This window comes from Kitasatospora sp. NPDC059146 (assembly GCF_042786665.1).
Taxonomy (GTDB): Bacteria; Actinomycetota; Actinomycetes; order Streptomycetales; family Streptomycetaceae; genus Kitasatospora.
In genome coordinates, this window is sequence record NZ_JBHZCY010000008.1 from 128,646 (window position 1) to 143,886 (window position 15,241).

Annotated in this window: 15 protein-coding genes; 6 read left to right on the forward strand and 9 right to left on the reverse strand. The window is 74.7% G+C overall.

The features are described 5' to 3' along the window. Positions 1-3: 3 nt before the first annotated feature. A complete protein-coding gene (locus tag ACFXPX_RS05710; protein ID WP_375887002.1) occupies positions 4-453 on the forward strand; it encodes an SRPBCC domain-containing protein in 450 nt (149 codons plus the stop codon). 33 nt (positions 454-486) lie between these two features. Here the strand turns inward: ACFXPX_RS05710 and ACFXPX_RS05715 are convergent, their stop codons facing one another. From ACFXPX_RS05715 to ACFXPX_RS05725, 3 genes are all read right to left on the reverse strand, one after another. Then, positions 487-1,734 (reverse strand): aromatic acid exporter family protein, encoded by a 1,248-nt coding sequence (locus ACFXPX_RS05715; protein ID WP_380639674.1) that lies wholly within the window; start codon positions 1,732-1,734, stop codon positions 487-489. Positions 1,735-1,793: 59 nt separating this feature from the next. Further along, a complete protein-coding gene (locus tag ACFXPX_RS05720) occupies positions 1,794-2,540 on the reverse strand; it encodes a polyprenol monophosphomannose synthase (RefSeq protein ID WP_375887006.1) in 747 nt (248 codons plus the stop codon). Between the two features lie 194 nt (positions 2,541-2,734). Then, positions 2,735-4,300: a N,N-dimethylformamidase beta subunit family domain-containing protein gene (locus ACFXPX_RS05725; RefSeq protein WP_380639675.1), complete on the reverse strand. Its 1,566-nt coding sequence runs from the start codon at positions 4,298-4,300 to the stop codon at positions 2,735-2,737. Between the two features lie 395 nt (positions 4,301-4,695). Here ACFXPX_RS05725 and ACFXPX_RS05730 point away from each other — a divergent pair, with 395 nt between their 5' ends. Beyond that, positions 4,696-6,597, forward strand: a complete 1,902-nt coding sequence (locus ACFXPX_RS05730) for an amino acid transporter (RefSeq protein ID WP_375887010.1) — start codon at positions 4,696-4,698, stop codon at positions 6,595-6,597. A gap of 7 nt (positions 6,598-6,604) precedes the next feature. On the opposite strand, the gene ACFXPX_RS05735 is transcribed toward ACFXPX_RS05730, so the two are convergent. The 4 genes from ACFXPX_RS05735 to ACFXPX_RS05750 all read right to left on the reverse strand — a co-directional run bounded on the left by ACFXPX_RS05735 (position 6,605) and on the right by ACFXPX_RS05750 (position 9,052). Continuing rightward, on the reverse strand, positions 6,605-6,922 hold the full coding sequence (locus ACFXPX_RS05735) for a hypothetical protein (protein ID WP_380639677.1): 318 nt from the start codon (positions 6,920-6,922) through the stop codon (positions 6,605-6,607). 85 nt (positions 6,923-7,007) lie between these two features. Continuing rightward, positions 7,008-7,277, reverse strand: coding sequence for a GlsB/YeaQ/YmgE family stress response membrane protein (locus ACFXPX_RS05740; RefSeq protein ID WP_375887014.1), 270 nt, complete (start codon positions 7,275-7,277; stop codon positions 7,008-7,010). A 186-nt stretch (positions 7,278-7,463) separates the two neighbouring features. After that, positions 7,464-8,264 (reverse strand): HEAT repeat domain-containing protein, encoded by an 801-nt coding sequence (locus ACFXPX_RS05745; protein ID WP_380528560.1) that lies wholly within the window; start codon positions 8,262-8,264, stop codon positions 7,464-7,466. Positions 8,265-8,344: 80 nt separating this feature from the next. Beyond that, entirely contained in the window at positions 8,345-9,052 is a 708-nt protein-coding gene (locus ACFXPX_RS05750; RefSeq protein WP_375887018.1) for a TetR/AcrR family transcriptional regulator, read from the reverse strand. A gap of 112 nt (positions 9,053-9,164) precedes the next feature. Between ACFXPX_RS05750 and ACFXPX_RS05755 the strand changes: the two genes are divergently transcribed. After that, positions 9,165-10,376 (forward strand): FAD-dependent monooxygenase, encoded by a 1,212-nt coding sequence (locus ACFXPX_RS05755; protein WP_380639679.1) that lies wholly within the window; start codon positions 9,165-9,167, stop codon positions 10,374-10,376. Here ACFXPX_RS05755 and ACFXPX_RS05760 read toward each other — a convergent pair. Continuing rightward, positions 10,360-12,306, reverse strand: coding sequence for a hypothetical protein (locus ACFXPX_RS05760; RefSeq protein ID WP_380639681.1), 1,947 nt, complete (start codon positions 12,304-12,306; stop codon positions 10,360-10,362). The two genes, ACFXPX_RS05755 and ACFXPX_RS05760, sit on opposite strands and share 17 nt — an antisense overlap. A 397-nt stretch (positions 12,307-12,703) precedes the next feature. Here ACFXPX_RS05760 and ACFXPX_RS05765 point away from each other — a divergent pair, with 397 nt between their 5' ends. Both ACFXPX_RS05765 and ACFXPX_RS05770 read left to right on the forward strand, forming a co-directional pair. Then, complete coding sequence (locus tag ACFXPX_RS05765) at positions 12,704-13,333, forward strand: CBS domain-containing protein (RefSeq protein ID WP_375887026.1); 630 nt, start codon at positions 12,704-12,706, stop codon at positions 13,331-13,333. Positions 13,334-13,473: 140 nt separating this feature from the next. Next, positions 13,474-14,124, forward strand: a complete 651-nt coding sequence (locus ACFXPX_RS05770; protein ID WP_375887027.1) for a beta-glucanase — start codon at positions 13,474-13,476, stop codon at positions 14,122-14,124. Between the two features lie 91 nt (positions 14,125-14,215). Here ACFXPX_RS05770 and ACFXPX_RS05775 read toward each other — a convergent pair whose 3' ends face one another. Then, entirely contained in the window at positions 14,216-14,587 is a 372-nt protein-coding gene (locus tag ACFXPX_RS05775; protein WP_380528552.1) for a hypothetical protein, read from the reverse strand. 209 nt (positions 14,588-14,796) lie between these two features. On the opposite strand from ACFXPX_RS05775, the gene ACFXPX_RS05780 reads away from it, so the two are divergent. Then, positions 14,797-15,171 carry a hypothetical protein gene (locus ACFXPX_RS05780; protein ID WP_380528550.1) on the forward strand — a complete coding sequence of 125 codons (375 nt, stop codon included), beginning with the start codon at positions 14,797-14,799 and terminating at the stop codon, positions 15,169-15,171. The last annotated feature ends 70 nt before the right edge of the window (positions 15,172-15,241 follow it).

Below are 15,241 nucleotides of genomic sequence, written 5' to 3' on the forward strand. Positions count from 1 at the left end.
GCCGTGACCGCCTTCCGCCACCGCAGCACCGTCTACCTGCGCGCCACCCCGGAACGGGTCTGGCACGCGCTCACCAACGCCGACGAGTCCGGCCTCTACTGGGGCCACCGCAACGTCTCCACCTGGCTGCCCGGCGAGCCCTGGGAGCACCGGCGCACCGACGACTCCGGGATCGCCGACGTGATCGGCACCGTCGAGGTGGCGGACCGCCCGCACCGGCTGGTCACCACCTGGGGCGGACCGGAGGGCGAACGCCCCGGCGGGCCCTCCCGGGTCACCTTCGAGCTGCGGCACTGGCAGGACCTCACCCGGCTCACCGTCACCCACGAGGACCTCGCCGACGAGCCCGAGCGAGCGGACGCCGAACGGGGCTGGTCGGCGGTGCTGTCCAACCTCAAGACCTACCTGGAGACCGGCCACCCGCTGCCGCAGCAGCCCTGGCTGATGCCCTGACCTCCACCGTCCCCCGGCCTCCCGTCACCCGGATCAGCGCCCGGCCCCCGCCGCCGGGCGCTCCCGTTCCTCCCGCCGCCGGCCGCGGCGGGCGCGGCGCAGCCCGGTGAGGCGGGAGAACCGCTCCCGGCCGGCCAGCGACGCCCGGTCCAGCTCCTCCATCAGCCGCCGACTGCGGTGCTCCAGGTCCAGTTCGTCCAGGATCCGGTCGACCTCGGCCAGCATCGCGCCGTGCAACTGCCAGGCCTCCGGGTGCTGCTGGACCTTGCGCAGCAGGACCTGGGCGACGTTCTCCCGGCACGTCCAGGCCGCCGCCAGCTCGGCGGTCAGCCGTTCCTCCGCCTCCTCGGCGTTGCGGCTCACCTGGGTGGTGACCAGCACCGCGAAGCTGACCATCGCCCCGCCGACGTGCGCCAGCAGTTCCTCCAGCCCGACCGCGACCTCCGGCGGGAACAGCCGCTCCGACGGTCCGCGCCGCTTGGCCAGGTCGGTGACCGAGCGGGCCAGCACCCGGATCACCACCACGCAGATCTCCAGGGTGTCCAGCCCGGTGCGCAGCACCAGCCGGGAGAGCAGGCCCTCGCTGATCCGGGGGTTGAGGCGCAGGCTGTCCTCGGCCTGGCGCAGCGCCGCGTCCACGTCCGCGATCGCCTGGTCGAGCCGCCGGGCCTCGTGCAGCCGCTCGGCGGCCCGGGCCACCGGGGTGGGGCGGCCCAGCTGCTCGGAGATGTCGACCAGCAGCTGACGGGCCCGCCGGGCCAGGTCCTCGATCGACTCGCCGGCGGTGTCCACCCAGACCGGCGGGGCGAACAGCAGGTTGAACAGCAGGCCGACGGCCGCGCCGATCAGCGTCTCCAGCACCCGGTCCCAGGCCTGGGAGGTCAGTTTGGTGACGCCGAGGATCAGCATCGCGCTGATCGCGACCTCCTGGACGAACTCCTCGACCCGGACGTAGCGCCCGATCACCAGGGAGGCCAGGATGATCAGCCCGAGGCTCCACCAGGAGAGCCCGACCACGGCACTGAACCCGATCGCGATCAGCACCCCGACCACCACCGAGACCACCCGGCGGACGCTGGTCTTGAGCGTCGAGTAGACGGTGACCTGGACCACCAGCAGCGCGGTGAGCGGTGCCGTCAGCGGCGCGGGCTCGCTGCTGAGCCGGGTGGCCACCGCGTACGACAGGGTGGCGGCCACGGTGGCCCGCAGCGTCTGGACGGCGAACGGGTCCCGGGCGGCGCGGCGGACCAGGGTCGTCAGGGACTCCGGGAGAAGGGCCATGACGGCCTTGTTCCCCGCACCAGCCGCCCGCACCGCCCGCCGCGGCCGGGACTACTCGTTCAGGCCCCCTGGCCCTCGCGGTTGAAGCGCAGCTTCCAGGGCGCGAGCGCGGACTCCACCTGCACCCCGATGCTCATCTTGGAGGCGCCCTCGATCCGCTCCTCGAAGCGGATCGGCACCTCGCGGATGGCCAGTCCGTGCTGGACCGCCCGGTAGTTCATCTCGACCTGGAACGAGTACCCGTTGCTCTGCACGGTCGGCAGGTCGATGGCCCGCAGGGCGCTGGCCCGCCAGGCCTTGAAGCCCGCGGTGGCGTCCCGGACGCCCAGGCCGAGGATCGCGTTGACGTAGAAGTTGGCCCAGGCGGAGAGCGCCTTGCGGTGCCAGGGCCACTCCGCGGCGGTCGAGCCGCCGGGCACGTAGCGGGAGCCGAGCACCACGGCGGTGCCCTGGTCGGCGAGCAGGGTGCCCACCATCGCGGGTATCGCGGACGCCGGGTGCGAGAGGTCGGCGTCCATCTGGACCACGACGTCGGCGCCCTCGTCCAGCGCCCGGGCCATCCCGGCCAGGTAGGCGCGGCCGAGGCCGTCCTTCTCGGTGCGGTGCAGCACGCCGACGGTGCCCGCGGAGTCGGCGGCGAGCTTGTCGGCGATCTCGCCGGTGCCGTCGGGGGAGTTGTCGTCGACCACCAGCAGGTGCAGGTTCGGCACCGCGAGGTCCGTGAGGAGCCCGGCGAGGACCGGAAGGTTCTCCCGCTCGTTGTACGTGGGGACGACGACAACGACCTTCGGGGAGGCCTCGACCATGTTCTGTTTCCCTCGTGCCCTCGCCGGCCGGCACCCCGTGCCGCACCGGTCGGTTGTCCTGGACGACCTTCGCTGCTGTCAGATCGTGCGAGTGTAGCCGGGGCGACGGCCCCTTCTCGCCCGGGGGCGGCGGGGCGGAGTCCCGGGCCCGGGGCCGTGGGCCGGTTCGATCACGATGGACCGCGGGGCAGGTCCTACGCCGTGCCGTAGACGGTGGCGAGGTTGTCGCGGGCGGGGTGGGTGCGGCCGGCCGGACCGGCGGCGAAGAGGCGCAGGACGTTCTCGGTGACCTTGCGGACCACGTCCCCGGCGTGGGCGTCGATGCCGTGCACGCCGCTGCCGTGGGCGTCCAGGGCCTCCACCCAGCGCATCGTGCCGGTGGCGAAGACGCCCGCGCCGCTGGGCACGGTGTAGTAGGCGGTGTCGGAGTGGGAGCGCCGGCCCTCGCAGACCACGGGGGAGTGGGCGATCACCTCGATCGGGCGCGGGGTGGGGAAGGCGGTGTCGACCCGGTCGTACTCGACGCCGACCAGGTGCGGGAAGGACTCCCCGGCCGTCACGCCCGTCCCCTCGAAGGCCCAGTGCTCCGGCGATGTGACCACGTACGGGGCGTCCACCGGGTAGCCGTCGTAGATCACGCCGAGCAGCGAGCTCTCCGGGTCGGCGCCCGGGCCGGTGCGGAAGTCGGTGGTCGCCGGGGCGCCCGCCTGGTGGCCCGGGTCCTGCGCCCAGGCGTCCTTGTAGCAGACCACGGTGCGGTCCGGCCCGAGCTCGCCGGGCTCGAAGCGGACCCGGCGGAAGCAGCAGTTGGCGCCCAGGATCACCAGGTTCGTCCCGGCGTCGCGGGCCGCCGTCACGTGGGCGCGCTGCTCGGGGGACCAGTACTCGTCGTGGCCCAGCGAGAGCAGGGCGCTGGCACCGTGCAGCAGGCCCGGCTCGCGGGCCACGTCGATCCCGGTGGTGTACGCCAGCGGCAGCCCGAGCCGCTCGGCCAGGGCGATCAGCGGCGCCTCGTAGACCAGGAAGCGCCCGGCGCCGTGGTCGTAGTCGTGCGGCCGGTCGAGGACGACCCGCAGCGAGCGGGTGGCCAGGGTGCCGGTCGGGCCGTTGTAGAGGCTGTAGCCGCCCCACTCGTTGTAGGCCTGCCAGGTCGCCGGGGCGCCCATCACCACGGTTCTTCCGGCGGTGGTCGCGGAGCGGACGGTGAGCGGGACGTAGCTGCGGCCGGAGCCGTCCTCGGCGTCCAGCCGCAGCAGGTAGGCGCCCTCGGGCCAGCCGGCGGTGTCCACGGCGAGGGTGCGCTGCCAACCGGTCAGCACGGTGCGGGTGGCCGGGTCGACGTGCGGGGCGGCCTGCTTGGCGCCGGGGACGTGCGCCCGGCGCCAGACCAGCCGGCCCCGGGCACCGCCGTACCAGCCCATCCGGTACGCGGAGATGGTGAAGGCGGCGGCCGCGGTGGAGACGTGCAGGCCGAAGCTCTCGCCGGGCAGCACGCTGACCCGGTCGGCGAAGCCCTCGACGGCGCTGGGCGCGCCGGGGTCGGTGATCTGCCAGTCGGCGTTGCCGGGCAGGGACTGCTCGTCCGGGGCGGCGTCCTCGGGCCCGGGGTGCCGGGCGCCGGAGGGGTCCGCCGGGCCGGGGGTGCCCGGGGCGTCGGGCGTGGGGTGCGCGGCGGCGTCGGAGCGCTGGGTGCCGCAGGAGGTGACGGCGGCCGCCATCAGGCCCAGGCCGAGGATCCTCCGCCGAGTCGGTTCCGTCACCGCTGTCTCCCTGCCGTCCGTCGCCGTACCCCTGGGCGCGCGGGCTCCGTGGGTCAACCGGATGGGTCAATCCATTGAGTCAACGCGCGCGGACATGTCTACCCCGTTCGAGGAGGCACCGGACACCGCCGCGCCGCTGGCGCCGGGCACGGCCGGGGGTCGGCCGTAGGCCGGCAGGGCCGTCCGGGCGCACCCCGGCGTGTTGGGCCGCGCGGCTGCCCGGCCGCTCCGCCCCGGTCCCCTAGCCTGGCCCGGGCCCGCCGTCCGGCGGCCTTGGGGGTCCGGAACCGTGCGGCGGCCGGCCGAAGTCGTGGACAGGGGTGTACGTGGTCTCCTCGGGTTCGGTCGAACCGGGAACGGCGCCTTCGACGCGGGGCACGAGGTTCCGGGCGTGGATGCTCGAAGGCCTCTCGGACATGGCCAAGCAGCACCCCGGCCCGCACGTGGAGGCGCCCGCCGAGAAGGGCACGCGCTGGTGGCGGGTGATGTGCCTGACCGGCCTGGACTACTTCTCCACCCTCGGCTACCAACCCGGCATCGCCGCCCTCGCGGCCGGCCTGCTGTCACCGATCGCCACCGTCGTCCTGGTGCTGGTCACCCTGTTCGGCGCCCTGCCGGTCTACCGGAGGGTCGCCGCCGAGAGCCCGCACGGCCAGGGCTCGATCGCGATGCTGGAACGGCTGCTGTCGTTCTGGCAGGGCAAGCTCTTCGTGCTCACCCTGCTCGGCTTCGCCGCCACCGACTTCATGATCACCATCACCCTGTCGGCCGCCGACGCGACCGCCCACCTGATCGAGAACCCGCACCTGCACAGCGCCCTGTCCGGCAAGCAGGTGATGCTCACCCTGATCCTGGTGGCCCTGCTCGGCGCGGTCTTCCTCAAGGGGTTCAGCGAGGCCATCGGCCTGGCCGTCGTCCTGGTCGTCGTCTACCTCGCGCTCAACGTCGTGGTGGTGGCCAACGGCCTCTGGCACGTGTTCAAGGAACCGCACCTGTTCGGCGACTGGACCGACGCCCTCACCGCCGAGCACGGCAACGCCTTCGCGATGATCGGCGTCGCCCTCATCGTCTTCCCCAAGCTCGCCCTCGGTCTGTCCGGTTTCGAGACCGGCGTCGCCGTGATGCCGCTCATCGAGGGCGACCCGGACGACACCGAGGAGAAGCCCACCGGCCGCATCCGCGGCGCCCGGCACCTGCTCACCACCGCCGCCGTGATCATGAGCGCCTTCCTGATCTCCACCAGCATCATCACCACGCTGCTCATCCCCAAGGACGCCTTCAAGACCGGCGGCCCGGCCAACGGGCGGGCCCTCGCCTACCTCGCCCACGAGAACCTGGGCAGCACCTTCGGCAGCGTCTACGACCTGTCCACCATCGCCATCCTCTGGTTCGCCGGGGCCTCCGCCATGGCCGGACTGCTCAACCTGATGCCCCGCTACCTGCCCCGCTACGGCATGGCCCCGCACTGGGCCCGGGCGGTGCGGCCGACCGTCATCGTGCTGACCCTGATCGCCTTCCTGGTCACCTGGATCTTCGACGCCAACGTCGACTCCCAGGGCGGCGCCTACGCGACCGGCGTCCTGGTGCTGATCAGCTCCGCCGCGGTCGCCGTCACCATCGCCGCCCGCAAGGCCGGGGAGCGGCACTGGACCGTCACCTTCGCGGTGATCGCCGCCGTGTTCCTCTACACCACGGCCGTGAACATCGCCGAGCGCCCGGACGGCGTCAAGATCGGAGCCTGCTTCATCGCCGGCATCATGCTGGTGTCCTTCCTCTCCCGGCTCAAGCGCGCCTTCGAACTGCGCGTCACCGACGTGGTCCTGGACGACGTCGCCGAGCGGTTCGTCCGGGACTACACGTACCGCCCGCTGCGCCTGATCGCCAACGAGCCGAACAGCCGGGACCTCGCCGAGTACCGCGACAAGGTCCACCAGATCCGCCGGGACAACGACATCCCGCCGGAGGACGACCTGGTCTTCGTCGAGGTCACCGTGCTCGACCCGTCCGACTTCGAGGCCGAACTGACCGTCCGCGGCGAAGTGCTGCACGACCGCTACCGGGTGCTCTCGCTGCAGAGCTCCAGCGTCCCCAACGCGCTGGCCGCCCTGCTGCTCCAGGTGCGCGACCTGACCGGGCAGCAGCCGCACATCTACTTCGAGTGGACCGAGGGCAACCCCTTCGCCCAGTTCCTGCGGTTCTTCCTGTTCGGCCAGGGCGAGATCGCCCCGGTCACCCGCGAAGTCCTCCGCGAGGCCGAACCCGACCGCACCCGCCGCCCCGCCGTGCACGTGGGCTGAGCGGGGTTCAGGCCTCGTCGAACGGTTCGTCCGACCACCGCCACGACGCCCGGTCGCCACGTATGTGCAGCAGGAACTCGGCGACCGGGCCGCTCGGGGACGCCAGGGTGAGCGCACCGTCGATCCGGTCGTACGCCCGCTCGAAGGCCTCGTGGTCCTCGGCGTCGACGAAGGCGGCGGACTCGTCGAACCACGGCTTCACCTCGGCGAAGCCGGCCCGGGGGACGAATCGCCCGTCCAGCCAGGGGAAGTCGGCGCCGTCCACGACGATGTCGCCGAGCGGCGCTCCCTCGCGCAGCAGTTGCCAGCGGTCTCCGATGGGCATCGCGCGCCCCTCCCGTCCGGGCCCGTTCGGTGGGCCCGGACAGGAGTCTTGCAGCTGCCACTGACAATCCCGGCGCGGTGCCCGGTCAGCGGGAGGTGCGGTTCTTGGACCAGGCCGGGGCGACGAGGGCCACCAGGGCCACGGCGAAGCCGAGTTGGAGGATGTGACGGATCCAGTCGATGCCGGAGGTGTGGCGCACGCCGATCCAGCCGGAGACGGCGTTGCCGAGCCAGGCCCCGGCGGCGCCGAGGAGCATGGTCAGCCACCAGGGGATCGACTGCGGCCCGCGCAGGATCAGCTTGGCGAGTACGCCGAGCACGAAGCCGATGAGCAGAATCCACAGGAGCTGGAACATCGCGGTCCACCTTCCGGGCGCCGCCGGAATGGACCGGCGCGCCGTGTCGTCGAAGACGCGGTTCGTCCCATGATCACCCGGTTCCGCCGAACGGGCACGTCGGAGGGGAACCTCGCAGGTCCTGGCGCGGACCGGCCCGGACCCACGGGCGGGTGCCCCGGGCCGACAGGTGGGCGGCCGGAGGCCTCAGAGCGTCCGGACGTCCGCGACGGCCTCGCGGACGTCCGGGTGCGGGTCCTCGGCGAGGGGGTCCAGCAGTTCGGCGACGCCGGGTGTCGACCAGCCCTGGACCGCCCAGACCAGTTCGCGGCGGACGGTCGGGTCGGGGTGGGCGGCGAGTCGGGCGAGGCGGTCCACCGGGCCTCGGCGGCGCAGGCCGAACCAGTGCAGGGCGTCCCGCAGGGCGGCCGGATCGCCGGGGTCGCCCGCGGCCTCGATCCGGGCGAGCAGGACGGGGACGGGTGGTGGCGGCCCGTCCAGCGGGTGCGGGTGGCGTTCGCGCAGCCGTCGGCCGCCGTACTCGCCGCGGATCCGGCAGCCGAAGCAGGTGCAGGGGCGGGTGCCGTGGGCGCCGGGGAGGTAGCGCCAGCCGGCCACCTGCGGCACGGCGCGGATCCGGTGCACCTCGCGCGTGCCGATCGCCCTCGGTACGACCACCTCCCAGCCGCGCGGGTCGGGCTGGGCGGCGACCCGGGCGACCGCCTCGGCGGCGGTCAGCCACTGCTGGGCGTCCTTGGCGCGGTCGCGGTAGTGCCCGACCAGCACCTCCTGCGCGTCGTCCAGCCGGACGTGCACCGCGGACAGCGCGCCCTTCGGCCCGAACCGGGCGAGTTCGCGCAGCCACTGGTGGGTCAGGGTGTAGGAGGGCAGCACGGGGAAGCAGTACACCCCGCGCACCCCGCCCTGGCCCCGGCTGTCGGCCCGGATCCCGGCGCGGCGGATGCGCGGCGTGTTCGCCGCGGCCGTCAGGTGCACGAACATCGCCATGGGAGCGGATGCTAGCCGCCTGCGCGGCCCGGGCTCGACGGGTTTTCGGCCGACGGCGCGGTTCGTCGGGGGCCGGCGGGTTACGGGCGGGTGCGCCGGTCGATCAGGGCGGCCAGGCCGTCCAGGATGCGGGCCAGGCCGAAGTCCAGGGCCTGGTCGCGGCCGTCCGGGTCGGCCATCGCGGCGGCCACGGCGGGGTAGCGGTCGGCGTGCCGGTGGACCACCGTGCCGAGGGCGGCGAGGAGTTCGGCCTCGGGGGAGCCGTCCGGTCCCACCGCGCGGGCCTGTTCGGCGATGGTGCGCACGTGTCCGGCGAGCAGGACGGCGGCGTCCATCCGCTCGGCGCCGGTCAGCCCGTGGCCGTCGAGGGCGGCCACCACCCCTTCCAGCCAGGCGAGTTCCCGCGGGCCGGGGACGCGGGGGCCGAGGGTGGCGTCCAACAGCCACGGGTGCCGGGCGATGGCCTCGGACAAGTGACGCGCCCAGGCGGTGAGTTGCTCCCGCCAGTCCGGTGCGCCGACGACCCCGGGCGGCTCGCCGAAGGCCGACTCGACCATCAGCGCGACGAGTTCGGCCTTGCCGGGGACGTACCGGTAGAGCGACATCTTGGTGAAGTCCAGCAGCCCGGCCACCTTCTGCATGGAGACGGCGCCCAGTCCTTCGGCGTCCGCGACCTCGACGCCCGCGGTGGCGATCCGCTCCAGGCTGAGGGCCGGCTTCGGCCCGCGGGTCGGCCGTGCGGGCTGTTCCCAGAGCAGCCGGACCGTGTCGTTCGCCGCCTCGCCCATCGCCTGCTCCCGTCCCGGGGGTTGCCCGTCCGCGCCAACTGTGTCTACCGTACACAGCAATGAACTGTGTCTCATGGACACAGTTGTCGGATCCTCGAACGGAGTGGTTCCCGTGAGTGCTTCCGCGCGCACCAGCGTGCTGATCTCGGGCGCGAGCATCGCCGGCCCCGCCCTGGCCCACTGGCTGGGCCGGTACGGCTTCGACGTCACCGTGGTCGAACTCGCCCCGGCGCTGCGCGGCGGCGGGCAGAACGTCGACTTCCGCGGGCACACCCACCTCGGCGTGCTGGAGCGCATGGGCGTGCTGGAGGAACTGCGCGCCCTGGACACCGGCGGCAGCCCGATCACCTTCGTCGACCAGGACGGGCGCCGACTCCTGCACCTGCCCGCCGAGTTCGCGGGCGGCGAGCTGGAGATCCCGCGCGGAGAACTGGCCCAGCTGCTGCACCGGCACAGCGGAGCCCGCGCCGAGTACGTCTTCGGTGACTCCGTCGAGGCCCTGGAGCAGACGGCGGCCGGGGTGCGGGTCGCCTTCCGGCGGGCCGCGCCGCGCGAGTTCGACCTGGTGATCGGTGCCGACGGGCTGCACTCCACCGTCCGGCGGCTCGCCTTCGGGCCCGAGCAGCGGTTCGTCCGTCACCTCGGCTACTACGCGGCGACCTGGCAGCTGCCCGCCGGTGGCGCGCTGCCGGCCGGTGGGACGGCCCTGAACGTCCCCGGCCGGCTGATGTCCGTCGGCGCCGACCCGCGCGACCCGGACCGGGCGGGCGCCTTCTGCCTGTTCGCCTCGCCCGAACTGCGCTACGACCGCCACGACACCCGACAGCAGAAGGACCTGGTCCGCACCGCCTTCGCCGGCCTCGGCTGGAAGGTCCCGGAACTGCTGCGGAGCCTGGACGAGGCGCCCGAGCCGTACTTCGACTCGATCAGCCGCGCCGACGTCCCCGCCTGGTCCACCGGCCGGATCGCCCTGCTCGGCGACGCCGCCTGCGGGGCCACCATCGGCGGGATGGGCACCGGCACGGCGGTGGTGGCCGCGTACGTCCTGGCGGGCGAGCTGGCGCTGGCCCGCGGCGACCACCGGGCCGCCTTCGCCCGGTACGAGGGGCTGCTGCGCGACTACGCCCGGGGCTGCCAGAAGGGTGGGGACCGGACCGGCCCGTTCCTGGCGCCGCGCACCGCGGCCGGACTGCGGCTGCGCAACGGGCTGCTCAACCGGCGGTGGGTGCTGAACCGGATGCTGGAGCTGGGCAAGCAGGTGTCGAGCGTCGAACTGCCTGACTACGGGGCGCTGTTGGCGGGGCGGTTCAGTGCGGCGGGGTGATCCGGTTGCCGTTGTCGAGCAGTGCCTCGACCTGGACGGTGCCGCGGGCGGGCCGTTCGACCGCGAGGGTGTGGTCCGGGGCCGGCCGGTCGGCCGACCAGTCCGGGCCCTTGACGGTCAGCCGGGTGACCCGCCGGCTGCCCGCCGCGAGCAGGTAGTCCGCGCCCTGCGGGGAGTGCCACCACGCCCAGGCGACGGTGTCCTGCTCGAACCGGCTGCACCCGCGGCCCGGCCCGCCGCCGGTGCGCTGCGGGCCCCGGGCGGTCGGCAGCAGCACGGCGGTGGCGGCGCTGCCCTCGCCCGTCCAGCGGTCGGCGCGCAGGCAGTACCAGGCGGCCGCGCCGGCGTTCTGCGGCAGCGGCTGCACCGCGAAGGCCCACAGGTTGAGCTGCTTGACGCCCGGGGTGCCGTCCGGCACGGCGCAGCCGGCCCGTGCCCAGGCCACCAGGGCGTCCTGGCCGGTGGACTCGCGCGGCGGGCGGGCGGGCTGGGTGCGGTCCGGCGGCGGGGTGTAGGTGAGGTGGGCCGGGACGAGGCCGCCGAGGTCGGCCAGCAGGAAGGCGTGCTTCTCGGCGATCACCGAGGAGGAGCGCAGCTGGAGCACGGTGGCACCCCGGCAGTCCGCGAGCCCGCCGCCCGGTGCGGCCGGGGTGACCCCGTCGGGGTGGTCCAGCGGGCGGGCGGCGGTGTCGGGCTGGTCGATCCGGCGGGTCTCGGCGGTGTCCACCCAGGGCGCCAGCAGGTAGCGCAGGGCGGTGCCCCGGCGGCTCAGCACCACCGCGCCCGCCGTGGTCACGTCGGAGTCGTCGGCCCGTGCCAGGTCGAGCCCGCCGTCGTGCCCGTCGGTCCAGCGGGCGATCCGGCGGCCGTCGTACAGCACGGCCACGCCGGTGCCGTCGACCGTCCCGGCGTACAGCAGCTGCGGCGGGGTGTCGGGCGGTGCGGTGTCCGTACCCGGCTCGGCCCGGGTCTGCGGGCCCGGCTGGGCCCAGGCGGCCAGGGCCCGGCCGAGCAGGGCCGCGTCCGCGCGCCGGTCGCCGCGGGCGGGCCAGGCGGTGAAGTCGATCCGCGCGGTGTGCTGCCAGGCGTCCGGGCCGACCCGGACCAGCCGGGCCGGGTCGGTGACGGCGCCCGGGGGCCGCAGGGCCGACCGCGGGGCACTGCTCGCCGGGGCGGAGCCGCCGCCCAGCACCGCGGCCGTCGTGGTCAGCCCGAGCACCCCGACCGCCAGCGCGGCGGTGAGCGTACGGCGGCGGCGCAGCAGGTCGGTGGGCTGGACCCGGACGGCGCACGGGTCGAAGGCGAGCGGCTCGTCCTCGGGTCCGGCCGGGACCTCGGCGGCCGCCGCGAGTGCCTCGGTGGGCCGCTCCACTCCGGCGGCGCGCAGCACCTCCAGCGCCTCCGGGCCGTCCAGCCCCTCGACCACGTGCAGGGCGAAGGCGGCCCGGGCCGGGGCGTCCAGGGCGGCGAGCGCGTGGTCCAGTGCCGCGTCCCGCTCGCCGCCGTGCGGGGTGAACAGCCGCAGGCCCCAGACCCGGGGTGCCAGCAGCCGCGCGGCCGGGCGCGGGCGCAGGGCGGTGCGCAGCACCCGTAGGCGCAGCGCTGCGTACACCGGGTCGGGGTCGGTGCCGGGGTCGGTGCCGGTGGTCGTCGGCGCGCGGCCGGCCGGATCGGTGGAGGCGGGAGTCGGGGGAGGGGTGGAGGCAGGGGCAGGGGCGGTGCGGCGGGTCCAGCGGAACGGCAGGGCGCGCTGGACGGCCGCGTGCGCGGCGAGCACCCGGCTGTGCCGGTCCCGGTCGGCGGGCAGGGCCAGGTAGGCGAGCCGGACCAGCCTGCGGTAGTGGTGCACCAGCGCGGCCTCGGCCTCCGCCACCGGTCGCGCCGGGACGCCCCGGGGCGCCGGTTCCGCGCCCACCGTCCGTGCTGCCAACGGGCCCTCCCGGTGCCGATCGCTGTCGTGGTGGACGGTCCAACGAGTCGATCATGTGATGGTTGCGCCGTTCGGGGTGTGCGGCGGGCTGCCGCGCGCCGTCGGACGCGTCGGGTCGTCGGCCCGGGCGGGCGCGGCGGCCTCCGGGGGCACAGAGGCTCCGGGCGGGGAGCCCCGGGTGTGCCGGCCCCGGGTGCGGTGGCCGGGCAGTCTCCCGTGTCGGAGGTGTGTTCGCAGGTCAGGGCCCTTGGTCCCACCCGTTCGGCCCCTTGGCCCCTGGCGCTCCGCCCGGCCGGGGGCCATGCTGCCGGTACCGGCCGGGACGATCCGCGCCCGATCGGACCAGCATCGTTGGACGAGGTGAACCGGCGTGCGGCACGCCACCGTCGAATCTGTGATGACCAGCCCCGTGGTCCGGATCGCGCCCGAGACCGGCTTCCGGGAGATCGTCGCGCTGCTGACCGAGTACGACATCACCGGGGTGCCGGTGGTGGACCCGGACGGTCGGCCGCTGGGTGTGGTGTCGGAGGCGGATCTGCTGCGCACGCTGGCGGCGCAGGAGGACCCGGGCAGCCTGCTGCCCGCGCCCGAGTCGGCGAAGGCCGGGCCGGGCGGCGAGGTCACGGCGGCGGAGCTGATGACGGCGCAGCCCGTCTGCACCACGCCCGGCACCAGCGTGGTCGCGGCGGCCCGGCAGATGAGCCGGCACGGGCTCAAGCGGCTGCCGGTGCTGGACGAGGAGGGGCGGGTCGTCGGCATGGTGAGCCGCGGCGACCTGCTGCGGGTGTTCCTGCGCGAGGACCGGGTGATCCGGCGGGAGATCGTCGAGGAGGTGCTCGGGCGGATCGACGGGGTGAGCCCGGCGGAGATCGGGGTGGAGGTCGACCAGGGGCGGGTGGTGCTCAGCGGCAGCGTGCCCGAGGCGCACCTGGTGCCGATCGTGCTGAACCTCTGCCGCTCGGTGGACGGGGTGGTCTCGGTGACCGACCGGCTCCGGGCCGGGGGCGCCACTGCGTCGGTCGGCTGATCGGCGGGGCCCGCTCGGCCGCGGCGGCCCGGTCAGGAGCCGGACGATTTGCTTCGCATACTGCGGAGGGTATCGGGTAACTCACTCTGTGTGCCCGGCGGTTCGGACTGCCGGGGCGACGGAGCACTCGGGAGGCGGCCGTGGCGGTCGTGTTCGACGCGGACTTCACTTCGACCGGGCAGTGGGTCGCCGGGCGCAGCAGCGCATACCCCCGGATGGGGCCGACCAACCGGAGCGACCACAAGCTCGACTACCTGAGTCACGACTACTGCCCGGGTGGGCAGTTCACCGCCGTGCGGCGGCGCACCGGCGGGCTGTGGACGTGCAACCTGCTGACCACCGAGGGCAGTCCGGAGGGCTTCCAGGTCCGCACCGGGGACGTCCTGTCGGCGCAGGTGACGCTGCCCGTCCAGTTGGGCGCCTGGCCGGCGATCTGGACCTGGCGGGACGGCGGCAACGAGGTCGACCTCTTCGAGTACCACCCGGACAACCCGGACCTGCTGGAGATCTCCAACCACGTGCGCGGCGGCTTCCGTTACTGGCACGGCGGCGGCGTCGGGGTCGGCCCGGGGGCGAGCATCGGCCTGCGGGTGGTGCTCGGCGCGAACTCGGTGGACTGGTACGTCGAGGAGGAGCTGGTCTACGCGGACCTGCACGGGGTCGGGGCCGGCTGGCACGCCTACCTGATCGTCAACATGTCGGTGTCGGACGGGACGTACCACGCCCGGCCGCCGTTCGACGGGCCGAACCGGCTGAGCTGGGTCTGCGAGAGCCTGACGGTGGAACGCTGAGCGGCCCGGCGGGCCCGGGCCGTCGGGAGTGCTCGCGCTGTCGGGGGCGCTCGCGCCGTCCCGTGCGCCTGGGGCGTCCGCCGCGCCGCCGTTACGGCGCGAAGGTGGCGGTGATCGGGCCGCCCGGTCCGAAGCGGTGGAACCAGACCGCCCGGCGGTGGGTGCCGATGTGTGCCGGGTCGGTGACGTAGAGGTCGTCACGCGGGGCGCGTTCGTTGCCGGGGGCCAGGGCGGCGTCCACGGCCCGGTCGGCGAGCGCGCGGAGCAGGGCGGCGGCGGTGGCCTCGGCCGCGGTGGGGGCGATCGCCAGGGCGGCGAGCTCGGTCCAGAGCGCGGTGGCGACGTAGGAGATCGGCGAGTGGTTGAGCGCCGGGTGGGGATGCCCGTCGGTGGTGCGGCGGAGCAGCCCGGCCGCGACCAGTTGCTCGGGGGAGCGGCGGTCGTCGGGCGGATGGTGGTTCATGGACGGAAACGCTACCCCGGTGCGCGGGGCCGGTTCCGCAGGAACGTTTTCTCAGGCTTTCTTCACGACGCTTTGACCCGTCGCGGGCGCACGATGGTGGTAAGGCGCTGGTCACCCCGGGCAGCGCGGCAGTTCAGGCCGTACGACGCCCCGGTGGTCACGGCGTCGATCACCTCGGCGGGCCCGCAGGGTCGGAGGAGGAGGACCTGATGAGGCACTGGCATTGGCACGGCTACGGGCCCGGCCACGGTCCGGGCGGCTGGGGCATCGCCCTGATGGCGATCGTCTCGCTGCTCGTCCTGGCGGTGCTGGTGCTCCTGGCCGTCGCCCTGTTCCGCTACGTCTCGCGCTCGCGGCAGCCGGTCCCGCACGGACCGGGCGGCGCGGGGGTCACGGGTGCCGGTCCCGGTGGACCGCACGGCTGGGGGCACGGCCCGACCCCGGAGCAGGTGCTCGCGGAGCGCTTCGCGCGGGGCGAGATCGACGCGGAGGAGTACCGGCACCGATGGGAGACGCTGCGTTCGCCGGGTGGCCCCGGTGGGCCGGGCGGCACGAACGGCCCGGTCGGGCCTCCCGGCAGCTGACCGGGTGCGAGATCGGGGCACTGGACCGGGTGTCACCGCGTGGCGACGCGGCTGACGTAGAGTCGGGCGC

What these genes read in the sequence shown, in the direction of transcription:
- ACFXPX_RS05715 (WP_380639674.1), bottom strand. Translation starts at nt 1,734, where the DNA reads ATGGCCCTTCTCCCGGAGTCCCTGACGACCCTGGTCCGCCGCGCCGCC.
- ACFXPX_RS05720 (WP_375887006.1), bottom strand. Translation starts at nt 2,540, where the DNA reads ATGGTCGAGGCCTCCCCGAAGGTCGTTGTCGTCGTCCCCACGTACAAC.
- ACFXPX_RS05730 (WP_375887010.1), top strand. Translation starts at nt 4,696, where the DNA reads ATGCTCGAAGGCCTCTCGGACATGGCCAAGCAGCACCCCGGCCCGCAC.
- ACFXPX_RS05735 (WP_380639677.1), bottom strand. Translation starts at nt 6,922, where the DNA reads ATGCCCATCGGAGACCGCTGGCAACTGCTGCGCGAGGGAGCGCCGCTC.
- ACFXPX_RS05740 (WP_375887014.1), bottom strand. Translation starts at nt 7,277, where the DNA reads ATGTTCCAGCTCCTGTGGATTCTGCTCATCGGCTTCGTGCTCGGCGTA.
- ACFXPX_RS05745 (WP_380528560.1), bottom strand. Translation starts at nt 8,264, where the DNA reads ATGGCGATGTTCGTGCACCTGACGGCCGCGGCGAACACGCCGCGCATC.
- ACFXPX_RS05750 (WP_375887018.1), bottom strand. Translation starts at nt 9,052, where the DNA reads ATGGGCGAGGCGGCGAACGACACGGTCCGGCTGCTCTGGGAACAGCCC.
- ACFXPX_RS05765 (WP_375887026.1), top strand. Translation starts at nt 12,704, where the DNA reads ATGACCAGCCCCGTGGTCCGGATCGCGCCCGAGACCGGCTTCCGGGAG.
- ACFXPX_RS05775 (WP_380528552.1), bottom strand. Translation starts at nt 14,587, where the DNA reads ATGAACCACCATCCGCCCGACGACCGCCGCTCCCCCGAGCAACTGGTC.
- ACFXPX_RS05780 (WP_380528550.1), top strand. Translation starts at nt 14,797, where the DNA reads ATGAGGCACTGGCATTGGCACGGCTACGGGCCCGGCCACGGTCCGGGC.